General features: G+C 50.9%; 10 protein-coding genes. 8 read left to right on the forward strand and 2 right to left on the reverse strand.

The genetic code is table 11. The annotated features are described in order from the left end of the window. Positions 1-157: 157 nt before the first annotated feature. Positions 158-343 carry a DUF6435 family protein gene (locus E1H14_RS04290; protein ID WP_149390217.1) on the reverse strand — a complete coding sequence of 62 codons (186 nt, stop codon included), beginning with the start codon at positions 341-343 and terminating at the stop codon, positions 158-160. Positions 344-592: 249 nt separating this feature from the next. On the opposite strand from E1H14_RS04290, the gene E1H14_RS13400 reads away from it, so the two are divergent. The 5 genes from E1H14_RS13400 to E1H14_RS04315 all read left to right on the forward strand — a co-directional run bounded on the left by E1H14_RS13400 (position 593) and on the right by E1H14_RS04315 (position 10,655). Further along, positions 593-2,335, forward strand: coding sequence for a PAS domain S-box protein (locus E1H14_RS13400; RefSeq protein ID WP_149390218.1), 1,743 nt, complete (start codon positions 593-595; stop codon positions 2,333-2,335). Positions 2,336-2,404: 69 nt separating this feature from the next. Next, on the forward strand, positions 2,405-6,898 hold the full coding sequence (locus E1H14_RS04300; protein WP_149390219.1) for an EAL domain-containing protein: 4,494 nt from the start codon (positions 2,405-2,407) through the stop codon (positions 6,896-6,898). Between the two features lie 20 nt (positions 6,899-6,918). Further along, positions 6,919-8,415, forward strand: a complete 1,497-nt coding sequence (locus E1H14_RS04305) for a GAF domain-containing protein (protein ID WP_235017381.1) — start codon at positions 6,919-6,921, stop codon at positions 8,413-8,415. Continuing rightward, positions 8,405-8,953, forward strand: a complete 549-nt coding sequence (locus tag E1H14_RS04310) for a biliverdin-producing heme oxygenase (protein WP_160142016.1) — start codon at positions 8,405-8,407, stop codon at positions 8,951-8,953. Before E1H14_RS04305 ends, E1H14_RS04310 begins: the two co-directional genes overlap by 11 nt. A 76-nt stretch (positions 8,954-9,029) precedes the next feature. Then, positions 9,030-10,655, forward strand: coding sequence for a methyl-accepting chemotaxis protein (locus E1H14_RS04315; protein ID WP_149390222.1), 1,626 nt, complete (start codon positions 9,030-9,032; stop codon positions 10,653-10,655). Between the two features lie 38 nt (positions 10,656-10,693). Here the strand turns inward: E1H14_RS04315 and E1H14_RS04320 are convergent, their stop codons facing one another. After that, complete coding sequence (locus E1H14_RS04320; protein WP_149390223.1) at positions 10,694-11,281, reverse strand: hypothetical protein; 588 nt, start codon at positions 11,279-11,281, stop codon at positions 10,694-10,696. A 153-nt stretch (positions 11,282-11,434) separates the two neighbouring features. Between E1H14_RS04320 and dinB the strand changes: the two genes are divergently transcribed. From dinB to E1H14_RS04335, 3 genes are all read left to right on the forward strand, one after another. After that, on the forward strand, positions 11,435-12,511 hold the full coding sequence (gene dinB / locus E1H14_RS04325; RefSeq protein WP_149390224.1) for a DNA polymerase IV: 1,077 nt from the start codon (positions 11,435-11,437) through the stop codon (positions 12,509-12,511). 194 nt (positions 12,512-12,705) lie between these two features. Further along, on the forward strand, positions 12,706-13,902 hold the full coding sequence (locus E1H14_RS04330; RefSeq protein WP_149390225.1) for an HD-GYP domain-containing protein: 1,197 nt from the start codon (positions 12,706-12,708) through the stop codon (positions 13,900-13,902). 7 nt (positions 13,903-13,909) lie between these two features. Continuing rightward, positions 13,910-17,068, forward strand: coding sequence for a response regulator (locus tag E1H14_RS04335; protein ID WP_160142017.1), 3,159 nt, complete (start codon positions 13,910-13,912; stop codon positions 17,066-17,068). Positions 17,069-17,150: the final 82 nt, after the last annotated feature.

Consider the following 17,150-nt stretch of genomic DNA (forward strand, 5'->3'; position numbering starts at 1 on the left):
TTTTTTGCCAAGCCATGATGGACGCAGTCAGTGAATCTGGCTGGGATGGCGCTGATTGTTGTCGCTATGAGTATCGCCTATTACGTAGTACAGAAATACGGTCGGGCAGAAGGCGAGCATTAAGCACGGGAAGGCGCATTAGAGATGGCTCTGCAGCTCACTTTGAGGCCCTCTCTTTGTGAGCCTGCAGATCTGCATAGAGTTTGGCCGCTTGTTCGCTGAGCTCTGAGTAACGGCGTATATCCCCCTGACGTTGTGCCGTCATCGCTTCATGTAATTTGGCTTCGTAAGCCTGTTGCCGCTTTTTTTCTTCGGATTGAGATTTGCGGAAAAAGTTAAACATCTGTTTGCATCCATCAGAAATTAAAGTGCTTTTTACGGCTGTAGAAGAATTTGGTTCATGACAAAAAAGTTAAAATAACACCCGACAGTTTTTTTATAAGAGTTGTTTATATTAGCTTGTATATAGCCATGAGACTGTGCTCAACTGAGCGAAAATCAAACAAGCTGTTAATCGCTTGAACAATTACCCTGTGACCTTGAGGGTCGTTGAGTTGTTGAGTTGATCTGAAAATTCTTTCAGGAGCCTATGATGTTCAGCGCCGCCTCCCGTACTGCCGAAAAGTCCCTACAACAAACCACGATTGCGGTGGTAACCATCGATCAGCAAAATCGAGTCATCTTTTATAATGATGCTGCAGAAAAGCTTTGGGGCTATAGACGGGCTGAGGTCATCGGCCAAAATGTGAAGATGCTGGTGCCTAAGCAGCATCAGTCTCAGCACGATCAATATGTGGATCGTCATCGTCAGGAAGGAAATGACCGCATTGTCGGCGCTGCGGTGGAGTTGGAGATTGAGCGTAAAGATGGCTCTAAAACCTGGATTAATATCACGCTATCTCAGGTGCTGATCGGCAAACGTAAGTTTTACAGTGCTTTTGCGCGAGATTGTTCGCAAGAGCGTCAAAACCGCTCCGCCACAGAACAAGTACTGGCGCAAGCCCATGATGCGGTGGTCACCATCAATGAAAAAAACCTCATCATCTTTTGTAATCAAGCGGCCATCGATCTCTGGGGATATAGTCGTGAGGAGATGCTGGGTCAGAATGTCCGTATGCTGGTCAGTCCTGAGCATCGTGGCCAGCATGATGAGTACGTCAATCGTAACCGTTCAACCGGCATCAATCGTATTATCGGTAAACCGATCGAACTGCCGGTGTATTGCAAAGACGCCAGCCAAAAATGGGGCTTATTTACGCTGGCGCGTGTTGTGATCGGGGACAGAGTCTTGTTTACCGCTTTCGTTAAGGATGTCACCGAAGATGTTAAACGCCGTGATGAAATCGCGATGTTGTCTTTGGTTGCGAACGAAACCAGTAATGCAGTGGTGATTACCAATGCACGCGGTGAAATCGAATATGTGAATCGTGGTTTCACGCGTATGACCGGTTATGAGCTGGAACAGATCAAGGGTCGGATTCCCGGTAGTTTTCTGCAAGGGCCGGACACCCATCCACAAACAGTGGCGAACATCCACGAGAAAATTTCCCAGGCTCAGCCTTTTTATGAAGAGATTTTAAACTACGACAGCCGAGGGAAACCTTACTGGATCGCTATGTCGATCAATCCGGTGCTGGGTGAGGATGGACGGGTCAGCAAATTTGTCTCAGTTCAGGCCGATATCACCCAGACCAAGCAGGATGCCAAGGATTCTATGGAGCGTTTGGCCTTGATGGATGAGGCTCTAATGGTCGTAGAGTGGAGCCCTGACGGCCAACCGGTGCACTTTAATGAGCTCTTTTGTCAAAAAGCCGGTGGTCGTGAAGAGGCGATTCAAGCCTGTCGCAGTATTTGGTTGCAGATCGCCCAGCAGCGCAAAATGAGCGAGGGCATGGGGCAGGTCAAGATTCTAGTGGGTTTTAATGATCGCCAAGGGTCAGCGCGTTCCTTTGATTCACGCTTGTGTGAATTAAAAGATCTAGAAGGCCGTATCACTCGTTATGTCATGTTTGGCGTCGACATTACTGATCGCCAAGCAGCGGTGAAAGAAACCAATCTGGCGATGGAAGAGCTGCTGGCAGTGGGCGAGGAGATCGGCAACATCATTGGCAGCATTTCCGGCGTTGCGGATCAAACCAACCTGCTGGCGCTGAACGCGGCCATTGAAGCAGCCCGAGCCGGAGATGCCGGTCGTGGTTTTGCGGTGGTGGCCGCAGAAGTGAGAAGTCTAGCGGGGCGCTCTTCGGAAGCGGCCGAGCAGGTGGGTAAATTGGTGGCCGCGACACGGGATCGTATTGATCAATTGGCGACCTCATTGGATAAAATTGCGCATTAAGCACTCTCATTTTTTGAGCTAAATGCTGTGTGCAATTTCTGAGTGGTGTTGGATTATTAAGGGTTGGGTATGTCAGCTGAGCAAGGACGATCTCATGGGGTGACGTTAGTCGGCATCGGTGCTTCTGCCGGTGGCTTAGAGGCGTTAACGCGCTTGGTTACGGCGCTGGCGCCGGCGAGTCATCTGAGCTTTGTGATTCTGCAGCATCTGTCGCCGTCACATCGCAGCATGATGGCGGAAATCCTCAGTCGTGAAACCACGCTTGATGTTGTCGATTTAGAGGATGGCACCCTGCCGCGCGCAGGTGTGATCTATGTAGTGCCTTCAAGCTTCAATGCAGGCCTGCGCAATGAGTGTTTGCATCTCTATCCGGCTGAACCGGAGAGAGTGCCCAAGCCCTCGATCAACGAATTTTTTATCTCCTTGGCGGCAGAAAAAGGGGAAGCGGCGATCGGTATTGTCTTGTCTGGCACGGGCTCGGATGGCACGGCGGGCTTGCGTGCGATTCAAGCCGCAGGTGGGATTACCATTGCTCAAACGCCAGAGAGCGCCAAATATCGTGGTATGCCCGAGTCGGCCATTGAAGCTGGGGTGGCGGATTTTGTCATGTCACCTGAAGAGATGGCGGCACGTTTGCCGGCACTGGTACCTGAACGTCAGGAGGATCTTGAGCCGGTAGCGGAAAGCACCGTCAAACAGCTCCTTAATCTGCTAAAAGAGCGTTGCCAGGTTGATTTTTCCGGTTATAAAGCCGGTACGTTGGCACGGCGTATACGTCGCCGAGTGGTCGCAACCAATCATCAGGAGACGCAGGCGTACCTGCGTTGGGTGGAATCTCATCCTGAAGAACTGGAATTGTTATCGCGTGATATTCTGATTTCCGTCACCTCTTTTTTCCGAGATAAAGAAGCTTTTCTGGCGTTAAAAGAGAAGATCAAGGAGATCTGTGAAGCGCGGCGTGAAGATGAAGAGATTCGGGTCTGGGTTGCCGGTTGTGCCAGTGGTGAAGAGGCCTATTCGATTGCGATTTTGTTTGCCGAGGTGCTCGGTGAGCGGGTGATGTATCAGCCGGTGCAGATTTTTGCCACGGATATTGACGAGGATGCCTTAAACACGGCACGTCGCGGCCTATATCCTGCCGCAGCCCTAGCCGCTTTAGTGCCTGAACGCCTGCAGAAGTTTTTCCGTCCTGTACACAAGCATTACGAAGTCAGTAAGCGCTTGCGCGATATGATTGTGTTTGCACGCCATAACCTAGTGGATGATCCACCTTTCTTACGTCTGGATTTGATCACCTGCCGTAATGTCTTGATCTATTTCGACAATTCACTGCAAACGCGGGTTTTTCAGCGTTTTCATTTTGCCTTGCGTGATCCGGGTTTTCTATTTCTGGGACGCTCAGAAAGTGTGGCGCAAGCGGAGCATCTATTTCTGGCCGAGAATCGGCGTGAGCGGCTCTTTCGCAAACAGGGCGCAAGTGTTGTTATGCCCGCCCTGACACCGCGTACTAAAATTCCCATCTCGATTGGGCGTCAGCGTCAGGATCATTTAAAAATCTTGCTCTCTGCACTCACTGAACATCTGAATGCAACCTTAGCCCTGTGTGATAGCCAGGGGCGTATTTTGCATACGGCCGGTCAGGTGGATCGCTTCTTCAAATTTCCATTGGGCACAACGGAAACCACCATCGTTGAGGTCATTCTTGAACCCTTCCGCGGCGAGCTTTTGGCCTTACTGCAGCGCTGTAATAAAAGTCGAACATTGCAACAGGGGCGTCCTCGGGTTTTTGATGAGCATCAGTGTCAACTCCTGGTCATGCCCGTCACGCATTTAGCAGAGAGCGCCAATGTGGTGATGATCAGTGATCTACTGATCAATCATCGACCTCTGGTCACGAGTGAAGCGGTTCAGGTGGCGCCCTCGGAAATGGCGGAAGAACTGACAGCGACACGAGAACATCTGCAAGCTTTAATTGAAGAGCTGGCTACCGCCAATGAAGAGATGCAGTCTCTGAATGAAGAGGCGCAGGCCTCTAATGAAGAGCTACAAGCAACTAACGAAGAACTGGAAGCGGCCAACGAAGAGTTACAAGCCACCAATGAAGAGCTGGTCAGTCTCAACGAAGAGATGAATGTCAAAACCACAGAGTTAAGCCAGCTAACGGCAGAGTATGCGCATCTCTATGATTCCTTAGAGTTCCCTATCTTGGTGTTTGATAACGATGGTTGTCTGCGCCGCTTTAATGCCCCGGCAGCTCGCCGTTTTAATCTGCGCCCGACGGCCGTGATGCAACATATTGAGCGTTTACGCTTGCCTGAGTATCTGAAACCGGTGCGTGATTTGATGCAATATGTCATCAGTCATGGTGATCGAGAGGAGCAGCTGCTCAGTGTCGAAGGTCGTTCCTTGCAACTGACGGTCACGCCCGGTTTAGATGATCAGGATCGTATTCAATCATTAGTGGTGACACTGGTGGATATCACCGAGATCTCACAAGCGCAATCAGCGTTGAAAGAGTCGCAAGCCCAGCTCAACACCCTGATGGAAAACAGTACGGTGTTGATGGCCATGAAGGATATGGCCGGACGTTACCTGTTTGCCAATCGGCGCTTTATAGAAGCGTTTAATCTGGATCCCAAGGCCTATCTGGGACTGAGTGATTTTGAGCTTTTCCCCGAGTCCTTCGCCGGGAGTCTGTGGACACGAGATCTGGAAGCGATGCGCACCGGCGTGATGGCTGAGGCAGAGCACATTTGGGATTCCCCGAACAATCATCGAGTTTTCCGTACGGTCCATCAAGTTCTGCGCAACTGCGCCGGTCATCCCAGTGTCATCATCACAGAGTCGGAAGATATCACGCGGCGCAAACATGCCGAAGATCAGCTGCGCATTGCCGCACGGGTATTTGAGCATTCCGGCGAAGCCATCGCCGTAACCGATGCCCAGGGTGTGATTCAGTCGATAAATGAAGCATTCACTCAGATTACCGGCTATGAGCCTGAAGATGCGATGGGGCAATCGGTCGGGCGCTTGCTGAAATCCGGACGACATAGTCAGGACTTTTACGAAAAGATGTGGTTGGATCTGAATCAGCGGGGGTATTGGCAGGGCGAGATCTGGAATCGCCGCAAGAATGGTGAGATATATCCAGAATGGTTGACGATCAATCGTGTCGATGATGAAGCCGGATGCGTCGAATACTTTGTGGCAGTGTTTTCCGATATTACCAATCTAAAAGAGTCGCAGCGGAAGGTCGAGTTTTTAGCGACCCACGATACCCTCACTCATCTGCCGAATCGTAATCTGTTTCAGGACCGTTTAGGTTATTCGATCGCACAGGCACGCCGCCACAATAGCCAATTGGCACTCCTCTTTCTCGATCTAGATAACTTCAAGGCGATCAATGACACGCTAGGCCATGATGCCGGGGATGAGCTGTTGGTGGAAGCAGCGAATCGTTTGCGCCAGGTGGTACGTGATGTGGATACCGTGGCCCGCTTAGGCGGTGATGAGTTCACCGTGATCTTGACGGATTGTAATGTCGAGGATGCTGAGTTTATTGCAATGCGGATTTTGCATGAGATGACGCGCAGCTTTCAGGTGCAAGAGCGTAAAGTGTTTGTCTCCGCCAGTATTGGTGCGGCTTTTTATCCCGATGATGCCGAAGACAGTGTAGGTTTATTAAAAGCAGCAGATACCGCTATGTATCGAGCCAAAGACGATGGTCGTAACCGTCTACAGCTGTTTAAGCCTGAACATCGAGTGCAGTTGTTAAAGCAAGCCGCCATCGAAAGTGCACTGCATGAAGCTTTATTGCATGAAGAGTTGTATTTGGTCTATCAACCTAAATTTGATGCCCAACATCCGGAGCAGATTGTCGGCGCCGAAGCGCTTCTGCGCTGGCAGGATAAAACACTTGGTTTTGTCAGCCCGGCGGATTTCATTCCAGTCGCGGAGAAGAGTGGGTTGATTCTGGGGGTTGGCCGTTTAGTGAAACGTTTACTGGTAAGGCAGTTGACTCAGTGGCGATCTCAAGGACTGCTCTGCCCGCCGATCGCGATGAACGTGAGTGCTCAGAGCTTTCGTGAATCTGATTTTATTGAGCGCTTGCAATTCTTACTGGAAAGCAATGGCCTGAATCGGGGTGATGTTCAGCTGGAGATCACAGAAAGCTCATTAATGACTTCAGGTTCAGAAGAGGGGTTGGATCTATCTAAGCTTAAAGAGCAGGGCATCGAGTTATCAATAGATGATTTTGGCACCGGATATTCCTCTCTGAGTTATCTCAAACGCTTACCCTTGGCCGAACTGAAGATCGATAAAAGCTTTGTCGATGGTTTGGGAGTGGATGAAAGCGATGAAGCCATCGCTAGAGCGATTCTAGGCATGGCGAAAGCGCTCGGCTTGAGAACGGTTGCCGAAGGTGTAGAAACGCAACAACAACTAGCCTGGTTACAAGAGGCCGGTTGTAATCATATTCAGGGTTATCTGTTATCCAAACCTCTGTCGGTTGAAGAGTTTGCACAGCTTTTAAAAACGGCTCAGTTGGCAGGGAAGGGCTAGGAGAGTTCAGATTGGAATCGATGAATCGAGGGTTTTTAGCCGATTGTGAAAAAGAGCCATTGCAGTCCAGTGGCAAAATCCAGAGTTATGGGGCTTTGTTGATTCTAAGCAGCACTCAACAATTGCTGCACGTCTCAGCTAATTTTACCGAGTTGACCGCTTTATCGGCGTCTGAAGTGGCCGATCTGGTCAGAGCACATAAGCTTTTTCCCGCCATCAAGCAGATGGACGCGTCGCCGGGCGCACGTTTCTATGCGGTATCCGGGTTGGAAACCGAACAAGGAGTCTGGGATCTAATCGTCAGTCGCGGACCTGAGTTGGAATATGTGATTGAGTTTTTACCGGCTGAGGTGTCACGCCTGTTACCCGCCTGGGTCAACCCACCACTGATTGAAACGATTCAGGATCACGTGCAACTGGATCATCTGCGTAAAGAATTGATTGCCTGGGTCGCGCAGGTGAGTGGCTATGAGCGTGTCATGTATTACCAGTTCTTGGAGGGTGGTGATGGAGAAGTGGTAGCAGAAACCTGTTCATCCGAAGCCTTGGGCAGCTATTTGGGGCTGCGTTTTCCGGCCAGTGATATTCCGCAGATCGCCCGCAATATTTATGTCAAAAATCCTTGGCGCGTGATTGCCGATGCGGCGTCGAGCCCAGTGGCTGTTCAGGGTGAAGGCCAGGCCGATCTGACCTGGTGTGATCTACGCAGTGTTTCCCCGATTCACGCCGTCTATATGCAAAATATGGGAGATCGTGCGTCCTTGTCGCTGCCCGTGGTCTCGGGAGCGGAGCTGGATGCATTGATCTCTTGTCACAGCCCCTTAGCCGGAAGCTTACCGCTACAAAGAATCTTAGCCATTCACGAAGTGACTCGGCGTTTTAATATGCTTCTGCGGGATTTTCGTTCACGCACACGTGTACGTCTAGTCGATGAAATCACACTAAGCATTCAGGCGGCCTTAAAGAGACAAGCCTTGGCAGCGGATCAGGCCTGGGCAGATCTCAGTGCCTGGTTAATGCAGGAGTTTGATGCCGATGCCGTGATTTGGTGTCGGAATCATCAAATTCTGGCAGCTGGGCTAGAGGTGGAACCGGAGTTGTTAAAGGCTCTGGATGACGGGTTTAACGGACAGTCTCAGGAACTGGTTTTCCTCGAAGATCGCCTACGCAATCGCTTAAGTTCAGAGCTTTTATCGAGCTTTTCAGGTGCAGCTGGCTTGCGCTTTCGCCGTGAGGGTGATGACGGCATTAGCCGTGTCTATTTCCTGCGCATCGAACAGGTTGAAGAGGTTTTCTGGGGCGGAAATCCCGATAAACCCGTGGAATATCATGATGGAGTTTTGGGGATTGCACCACGACGTTCTTTTGCTAAATGGGTCGAAAAAAAGCTTGGTTACTGCCGCCCTTGGGGCAGTGCAACGCGGTTAAAGTTATTGCGTTTAAGAGATGAGTTGCAGAAGTTTAAACAGACGTTACCGGCAGATCCGCTCCCGGGGGGACATAAAAATGCCGGATGAACCTTTGCTGGCGCTGCGTCAGGCGACGGCACCTTTGCATCAGCAACTGGATCAGCATCGGGTGTTGAAGCCCTTAATGAGCGCCTCTTTGAGCCCGGCACAATATGCTGTGGCCTTAGCGTCGTTGTTGAGGCCACAGCAGGTTTTGGAAGAGGCTTTACAACAGGCACTTACACAGTATTACCCTGAGTATCGTTATGCCTTGCGTTATCCCTGGTTACAACAGGATCTGCAGGAGCTGGGGCAGCCTTGCCCAGAGGCAAGCGACCTCAACTTTTCTATTCATGGGGAAACACAGGGCATTGGAGTGTTGGGATTGCTCTATGTGTTAGAAGGCTCGCGTTTGGGGGCTCAGGTGATGCTGAAAAACCTGCGCCGTTGTGCGTTACCCTGCGCCTTTTTTGCTTCGGCGCTGAATTCCGAAACTGAGGGTTGGTCAGGCTTTTTGCAGCTGCTTCGGCACACACCGCAGCAGGATTTTTCTGCTGCGGTTGAGACTGCGGTGGATGCTTTTCATCTGTTATTAAAGCGCATGTGATGGCTAGAGGCCCGAATGCGTCTGTTTTACGTGTGATTTGGAACCTTAAGCTGTAGTTAAATACTAGGAATACAACATGCTGAATAATATGAAAGTGTCACTGCGCCTAGCACTACTCAGTGTTCTTCCGATCCTGATTTTAGTCGCTAGTTTTGCGCTGGCGTTAAAAGATATGCGCCTCCTCAGTGAGAATACCGCAACTCTCTACAGCGAGCGCATTGTGCCCTTGCGTGATTTGAAACAATTAGGTGATGCCTATGCCGTCAATTTAGTCGATGCCTTTCAGAAATATCGTGCTGAATTAATCTCCTTAGCCGAGCTTAAAACGGAGATGAGCCAGGCTGAACGTCTGGGAGTGACTGCTTGGGAGCGCTTTCAAGCGCATGCCATGCCCGCAGAGGAAAAGGCTTTAGCGGCAGAGTTGCAACTGCGATTGGATAGAGCACGTCAGATTGCGCAGCAGTTTATCAGCCAAGCGGAGCAGGGACGGCTGCAAACCACGAGTCTTTCAGAGTTTAACCGCCAACTCTTTGCCGCCTTTGATCCCTTGGGGGAGGCGATCGATGCCTTAACCGACTATCAACTGAGCGAAGCCTCTCTACTCAATATTGCTTCGCAACAACAGTATGAGCGGGATCGTGTGCTCTTTGTGTTGATTGGGGCGGTTGCGATCTTGATCACGGCACTCTTGGCTTGGTTCATCTCCATGTCGATTCAACGTCCTTTGCAGAAAATGACGCAGGTGGTGAATGATATCAGTCGTGATTCCAATCTGACTTTGCGAATTCAAATTCAGGGTGAAGATGAGCTGGCCAGTCTCGGCCGTTACTTTAATTTGATGTTGGATCATTTCCAGAGGCTGATCCGTGAGCTGGCGAATGCGACGCATCAACTGGCGGCGGCTGCGGAAGAGATGAGTGCGGTGAGTTTGCAGGTCAGTCATGGGGCACGCAATCAGGAAGAACAAACCACCATGATTGCCACCGCGATCAATCAAATGACGGCGGCGATAGCGGAGGTGGCGACTCATGCTCAACAGGCTTCGAGTTCAGCCGATCGTGCGCAGGATCAAGCCAATCATGGTTCTGTGCGAACTCAAGTAGCGATTGGTGTGATTGAATCTCTGGCATCCAAAATCGAAAACTCGGCGCAGCACATTGCTGAACTCGATGCTCAGGCGGAAAAGATTGCGGAAGTCCTGGTACTGATTGAGACAATTGCCGATCAAACCAACCTCTTGGCTTTGAATGCGGCAATTGAAGCGGCGCGTGCCGGGGATGCCGGTCGAGGATTTGCCGTGGTTGCGGATGAGGTGAGAAATCTAGCGGCTAAAACCCGTCAATCCACCGAAACCATTCAAATGAGCATCAGTGGTTTGCAGTCGGTGGTAAAAAGTGCGGTCAGAGAGATGCAAACCTCGCGTGATGCGGCAAAAAGTGGTGTGGAAAATGCGCGCATCAATGGCGAGACCTTTGAGGAGGTGAGTGCTGCGGTGAGTGCGATTGTGGACATGAATGTTCAGATCTCTTCTGCCACCGAAGAGCAAACGGCGGTCGCCAATGATATTAATCAGAATATTCATACCGTGGCACAGATTGTCAGTGAGGTGGTCGAAGGGGCCAGTCAATCGGCTATGGCCAGCCACCAATTATCGGATCTGGCGCAGCAACTCAAGCATGAGGTTGAAAAGTTTAAAGTCTAAACGTGGTGAACCTGACGCGCTGGCATCAAGGCGTCAGGTCATTTATGCGCTGAGTGTTTAACGAGCGAAAAACTGCGCCAATGAGTGGCTTCACAATTAGGGCAGACACCGTGAATCACGGCGAGTTTTTGTGGTTGATCCGTCAGTAGGCTTTCAGGTGCCAGCCATTCGCTCTGATTCTCCAGCTTAATGCTGTTGCACAGGCTGCAGCGAAGATGGAAGCCCTTGAGTTTAGGCTCTCTATCGGCAAAGCGCAGATCCAGACGTTGCTTAAAAGGCGATTCATGCAAAAGTCGATGACGCATCTCAACACAGCCTTCCGCCTTAGGGGTGAGGATGACTTGCATAAAACGTTTGTGAGTCGGTGAATCACAACGGTATTCCCGACAGATGGCGGTATTCTTCATCCGACAGAGTTTGAGTGCTGCTTCGTAGTAAACACAGGTCACCTCGCTCCCTATGTAGTCGGCCAAATCCAAACCCTTTACCTGCTCTGGTGCCAGTTGTGCATCGGCTCCCTGACGTTTGGCTGCTGTTGTCCAGCCTTCTGCGACTTCGATGATGGCGTTTTCGGCATTCACGATCACGACGATGTCTTCAGCAGACGTTTGATCGGTAGGAGTCATGTTATCTTTATCATCCGTATCGGTCGTTCTTATTAAAACTTTTAGCCTAATCTGAAGATGAGGTCTAGAGGTTCTGACGGGGGTTGAGCTGTTTATTTTAGCGAAAACTGATGGATGAATATTTAAAACTCAAAGCACAGCATGAATCAGACGATGCGTAAGATTATACATCTCGATTGCGATTGTTTTTTTGCGGCGGTCGAGATCCTCGATCATCCCGAGTGGGCCGACATTCCGCTGGCTGTAGGCGGTCGAGTTGAGCAGCGCGGCGTGATTGCAACCTGTAACTATCCCGCTCGTGCTTATGGTGTGCATTCGGCCATGTCGAGTGCGCGTGCCTTAAAACTCTGTCCGCAGCTGAAGTTGGTCGCCGGTAATATGGCGCGTTATCGTCAGGTGGCGGAACAGATTTTTGCCATTTATCGTCAATACAGCCGCTATCTGGAACCTGTGTCGATTGATGAAGCGTACCTGGATGTAACTGAGAGCCCACTCCTCGGAGGCAGTGCAACACGGATCGCTGAGGCGATTCGGCAGCAGGTCAAAAAAGAGGTTGGGATTACGGTTTCAGCTGGTGTGGCACAGAATAAATTCCTTGCTAAGGTGGCCAGTGATTGGAATAAACCCGATGGGTTGTTTGTGGTCGATCCTCGGTATCAGGCAGAATTTGTCGCGCAACTGCCCGTCAAGAAGATTCCCGGTGTTGGGCCACGCACACAAGAGAAACTCTTGAGTTTAGGCGTGAGTCGCTGTGCTGAGTTACAACGTCTGCCTAAGCAAGAGCTTGTCCGTTTATTTGGACGTTTTGGTGAGCGTCTAGAGCAGTTGGCTCGAGGTGAGGATCACCGCGAACTGCGCCTCAATCGTGAAGCTAAATCGGTCAGTACTGAGCATACCTTCAGCCAAGATCTGCCTGATTTAGCGGCTTGCTCCGCTCAATTAGACTCTTTGTTACAAGATCTGGAGCGGCGTTTTCGCAAGCATCGAGAGCCTAAACAGATCATTGGGGTGTTTGTGAAAATGAAATTTTTTGATTTCAGCCAAACCACCGCGGAAACACGCAGCAGCCAAACCCATCCCTCTCTATTTTTAGCGCTGATGGCCGAAGCCTGGTCTCGCGGGCAGATGCCGGTGCGTTTACTCGGCGTCGGCTATCGTTTAGCACCTCGGCAAGAGGAGGCGGCGTGCTTTCAACAGATGTCATTATTTGATTCCCTCACATCGGCCTAGATTTCAGTAGGTGTTCGACTGCTATTCGGCACTTAAAAGCTCTAAGTATATATTCAGAAATTTCAGAAATATTTGGCTTGGATTTGTTATCATATCTATCTAAATAGATTGATATATTCATTCTCTCTGCCGGATCAGCGACTAGACTGACAGTTAAGCAACTCTAGGTGGGTGATTAAGAGGTATAAGAATTCATGCTTGAGACGGATCGACCCCTGCGTACGGCTGAGGCCGAGCGCAAAACGCTATTGATCGTTGATGATTCGGTCGAGAATCTCAGGTTGCTGAGTGAACTCTTGCAACCACACTATCGGGTGAGAGCCGCAAACAGCGGCCAGCGTGCGCTGGCCATTGCCATCAGTGAACCGCGACCTGATTTGGTCCTTCTCGATGTTGTGATGCCAGAGATGGATGGTTATCAGGTGATCGAGCAGTTAAAAGCACAGCCTGCCACTCGCGATATTCCGGTGATCTTTGTGACCGCTATGAGCGCGAGTCTAGATGAAGAACGGGGCTTGGCCTTGGGCGCGGTGGATTACATCAGCAAACCCTTTAGCCCTGCCATCGTCCAAGCGCGAGTGAAAGCGCAGTTGGAGTTAAAAACCGCACGCGATCGTTTGGCCAATCAAAATCTTTGGTTAGAGCATGAGGTGGCACGCCGGATTGCCGAGATCCAGCGGATTCGTGATTTGAGTGTGCGTGCGCTGGCATGTCTGGCGGAGGTGCGTGATAAAGAAACGGGCCTGCATATCTTGCGTACCCAGTCTTATGTGGAAATTTTAGCGCGTCAGTTGCAACACCATCCGCGTTTTGCACCCTCGCTGAATGAAGGGCAGTTAGAGGAGATCGTTCGAGCTGCGCCCTTGCATGATATTGGTAAAATAGGGATTCCAGATTCGATTCTGCTCAAGCCCGGTAAACTGACCGATGAAGAGTTTGTGGTGATGCAAACCCATTCCGCCATTGGTGGTGAAGCGATTGAAACCGCCATTCAGCAGGTCGTTGCGGCTGCTGGAGATGAGGTCCTGCCCAAGGCGTTTGATTTTCTCAAGGTCGCCAGCGAAATTGCCTATTATCACCATGAAAAATGGGATGGAAGTGGTTACCCCAAAGGCCTGAAAGGGGATGAGATCCCCGTTTCTGCACGTTTAATGGCCTTGGCCGATGTGTTTGATGCCTTGAGCTGTAGCCGAGTCTATAAAGCGCCTTATAGCATCGAAGAAACCATCCAGATTATTTTGGAAGGGCGTGGCAGTCATTTTGATCCCGATGTGGTTGACGCCTTCACCCTTTGCCGTGAGCAGTTTATCCATGTGGCTAAAGACCTGGCGGATCATGAGGCTCAATCGGAAACGCACCTTATTCAACCGCCTTTTGAACCCTCTCGGTAGGTGTATCGTGCCGAAAAAAGTCATCGCTTTGGCTTTACTGATACTACTCTCCTTAGTTTTTAGTCTGAGCCTGAAGGCTGACACCTCCTCCCCCGTGCTGCGGGTGGTGGTGATGGATAATTTTCCGCCCCTGATTTACGCCTCGGAGTCGGGAAGTGCCCGAGGTTTAATTCCCGAGCGCTGGGCACTCTGGCAGGCAAAAACCGGTCAGGCCGTTGAGATCACCCCACTGGAGTGGTCTTTGGCCTTGAGCGAATTTGATTCCGGTCAGTTTGATGTGATTGATGCGATCACCTGGACACCCGAGCGTCAGGAAAAATATCTCTTTTCACAGCCCTGGATCACCTTGGATGTGGTGCTCTATTACCGTAATCAGATCAGTGGCATCAGTGATGCTGCATCAGCCCAAGGTTTTCAAATCGGTGTGGTGAAAGGGGATGCCTGTGCCGCACACCTAGAGCGCCAGGGCTTGGATAATCTTGCCTTTTTTGCGGCCTACGCCGATGTGGTTGAGGCGGCGGCACGAGGCGTGATCTCTGTTTTCTGTGGTCATCAGTTAATGACCAACTATTTCCTCGGTCAGCGTGGTGTCGCCGATCAATTTCTGCATACCGCTCCGCTTTATTCAGCCCCGGGGCACTGGGCGGTGCGATCCGACCAGCCGGAACTCTTGGTGCAGATCCAGCGTGGTTTTCAGCAGATCAGCGAACAAGACGAACAAAGTTTAAGAGATAAATGGCTAGGTCGGGCTGTGGCCACGCCCTTAATTCCCATCTGGGTAACCTGGCTTTTTTACGGCGTGCTGGCGCTCTTGGCGGTGCTGCTGGTAATTCTCCTCTGGCTGCGGACCCTAAGGCGGTTAGTGATTCAACGCACACAAGAGTTGGAAAACTACCAAACCCATCTGGAAGAGCTGGTGGGGCAGCGTACTCAGGAATTAACTGCGCTCACAGAAGATTTACAACAGTCTGGCAAAGAGCAGCAGGCCGTATTTGATACGGCTATGGTGGGTATCTTGCTGCTACATGATCAAAAAATTATGCGCTGTAACCGCTCTTTAGAGCAGATGCTGGGTTTTGCCAGCGGTGAATTGATTGGGCAAACCCCGGCGCTTTGGTTTGCGCAAGAACAGAGCTTTCGTGAAGTCGATGAGCGTTTGTGGCGAGCGGTCGCGGCGCAGGGTTTCTTCAGTGAAGAGCTGGCGTTGAGGCATCAACAGGGGCAAACCATCTGGGTGCGCTTGCAGGTGCAAGCGATCGATCCTCAGGATCTCAGCCAGGGGGTCGCGGGTGTCTTAATTGACATGAGTGCTGAGTATGCTGCACGCGAGCAGATGCAAGAGGCGCAGCGACTGGCCGAGGAAGCGGTGCGGACCAAATCCGATTTTCTGGCCAATATGAGCCATGAAATTCGCACTCCCATGAATGCGATTCTGGGCATGACGCATCTGCTACTACAAACGCCCTTAGAGGCTGAGCAGCGGAATTATTTGGAAAAGATCCATCGCTCAGGTCGTCATCTTTTAGGCGTGATCAACGATATTCTCGACTTCTCTAAAATCGAAGCGGGCAAGCTGGTGTTGGAGCAGATGACGTTTAACCTCCACACACTGTTGCAGGATCTGTTAGAGACGTTACAACCGGCGGCCAGTCAAAAAGGGCTGGCATTAAAGCTGGACCTAGACCCGCGTCTACCTGAGTGGTGTTTAGGTGATCCTTTGCGCTTGCAACAGATCCTGCTCAACTTTGGCAATAATGCGGTTAAGTTTACCGAAGTGGGGCAGATCACCCTCTCGGTGCAGGTGTTAGCGCGCCAAGGTGAGGTCTATAGCCTGAGATTTAGTGTTGCCGATAGCGGTATCGGTTTAAGTGAAGCCCAACAGGCAAAACTCTTTCGCAGTTTTGAGCAGGCCGATACCTCGATTACCCGAAAATATGGCGGCAGCGGTTTGGGGCTAGCCATTTCACGCCAACTGGTGGAGTTGATGGCGGGCAAGATTGGCGTGCTGAGTGAGCTGGGTCAGGGGGCGACTTTTTGGTTCCAGATCGAATTAAACGCGGTAGTGGATGCTCAAGCGATACAGCAAGCCCGCCGTGAAATGCAAGCAGAAGTGTCAGGCCGAGATAGCGAACGGGTCCATCTGAATCGGCACGCCAAAATCCTGCTCGTCGAAGACAATGCATTAAATCAAGAGGTGGCTTTAGCGCTGCTGAAACCCTTAGGAGTGCGTGTGGATCTCGCTGAAAATGGTGCCGAAGCCTTGTCGGCGCTGGAGCAACAAAGCTATGACTTGGTTTTGATGGATGTGCAGATGCCCGTCATGGATGGGTTGACCGCCACCCGTAAAATTCGAGAAATGCCGAAATGGCGTGATTTGCCGATCATCGCCATGACCGCAAGTGTGCTGATGAGTGATCGTGAAGCCTGCGAAGCGGCAGGTATGAATGCTCATCTGCCCAAGCCGATCGAACCCCGTGAACTCTGGAAGGTGCTAATAACCTGGCTGCCTGCCACTCCAGAGAATACTGACACCACTTCAGCCCCGATCGCTGTAGCAGCCCCAGCCCCAGAACCAACGCAACTGCCGCAAATTGAGGGATTGGATACCGAGTTGGGATTACGTCTGGTGATGCGGGATCAGGCTTTGTATCGATTGTTATTGCAGAGTTTTGTCAGCAGTCATCAGGAGACTGCGCAAGAGTTAACCGCTGCCGTGGCCCAGCAGGATGTTAAAACCGCTGTGCGTTTAGTGCATACGCTGAAAGGCAGCCTGGCCCAGTTAGGGGCGACCCATCTGGCCGCGTGTGCCCAAACCTATGAGCAAAGCTTGAAACAGGCGCAAGAACAAGCGATAGATCTTCCTCAACTGAGGACGCATTTTTTGCAAGGTCTCACACACTTGCTGAGTGCTTTGACCGATTTTTTACAGCAACATCCCGATACTACGTCCTTCTCTCCAACCGAACAGGCCAGTTTTTCCATCAGCTCAGACCAAGAGTTGTATCAATTTCTGAAAGCTCTACTTGCTCAGGATGATGTTAGAGCACTGAAACTCTTGCAGCAGGAATCTGCTCGCTGGCGAAGCATACTGGGCGATGCCTACTCTCAGGTGCTGGAAAAAGTTGAGCGGTTTGAGTTTGCTGAGGCTTTAGCACAACTCGATTGATTTCATAAATAACGAAAAAAACTTCATTTGTGCGGCAGCAAACGCGGCATATTGGATTTTTCTTGAACAGAAATAGAGGCGC

It is taken from the genome of Nitrincola tapanii, assembly GCF_008368715.1.
Classification (GTDB): Bacteria; Pseudomonadota; Gammaproteobacteria; order Pseudomonadales; family Balneatricaceae; genus Nitrincola; species Nitrincola tapanii.

What these genes read in the sequence shown, in the direction of transcription:
- E1H14_RS04290 (WP_149390217.1), bottom strand. Translation starts at nt 343, where the DNA reads ATGTTTAACTTTTTCCGCAAATCTCAATCCGAAGAAAAAAAGCGGCAA.
- E1H14_RS13400 (WP_149390218.1), top strand. Translation starts at nt 593, where the DNA reads ATGTTCAGCGCCGCCTCCCGTACTGCCGAAAAGTCCCTACAACAAACC.
- E1H14_RS04300 (WP_149390219.1), top strand. Translation starts at nt 2,405, where the DNA reads ATGTCAGCTGAGCAAGGACGATCTCATGGGGTGACGTTAGTCGGCATC.
- E1H14_RS04305 (WP_235017381.1), top strand. Translation starts at nt 6,919, where the DNA reads ATGAATCGAGGGTTTTTAGCCGATTGTGAAAAAGAGCCATTGCAGTCC.
- E1H14_RS04310 (WP_160142016.1), top strand. Translation starts at nt 8,405, where the DNA reads ATGCCGGATGAACCTTTGCTGGCGCTGCGTCAGGCGACGGCACCTTTG.
- E1H14_RS04315 (WP_149390222.1), top strand. Translation starts at nt 9,030, where the DNA reads ATGCTGAATAATATGAAAGTGTCACTGCGCCTAGCACTACTCAGTGTT.
- E1H14_RS04320 (WP_149390223.1), bottom strand. Translation starts at nt 11,281, where the DNA reads ATGACTCCTACCGATCAAACGTCTGCTGAAGACATCGTCGTGATCGTG.
- dinB (WP_149390224.1), top strand. Translation starts at nt 11,435, where the DNA reads ATGCGTAAGATTATACATCTCGATTGCGATTGTTTTTTTGCGGCGGTC.
- E1H14_RS04330 (WP_149390225.1), top strand. Translation starts at nt 12,706, where the DNA reads ATGCTTGAGACGGATCGACCCCTGCGTACGGCTGAGGCCGAGCGCAAA.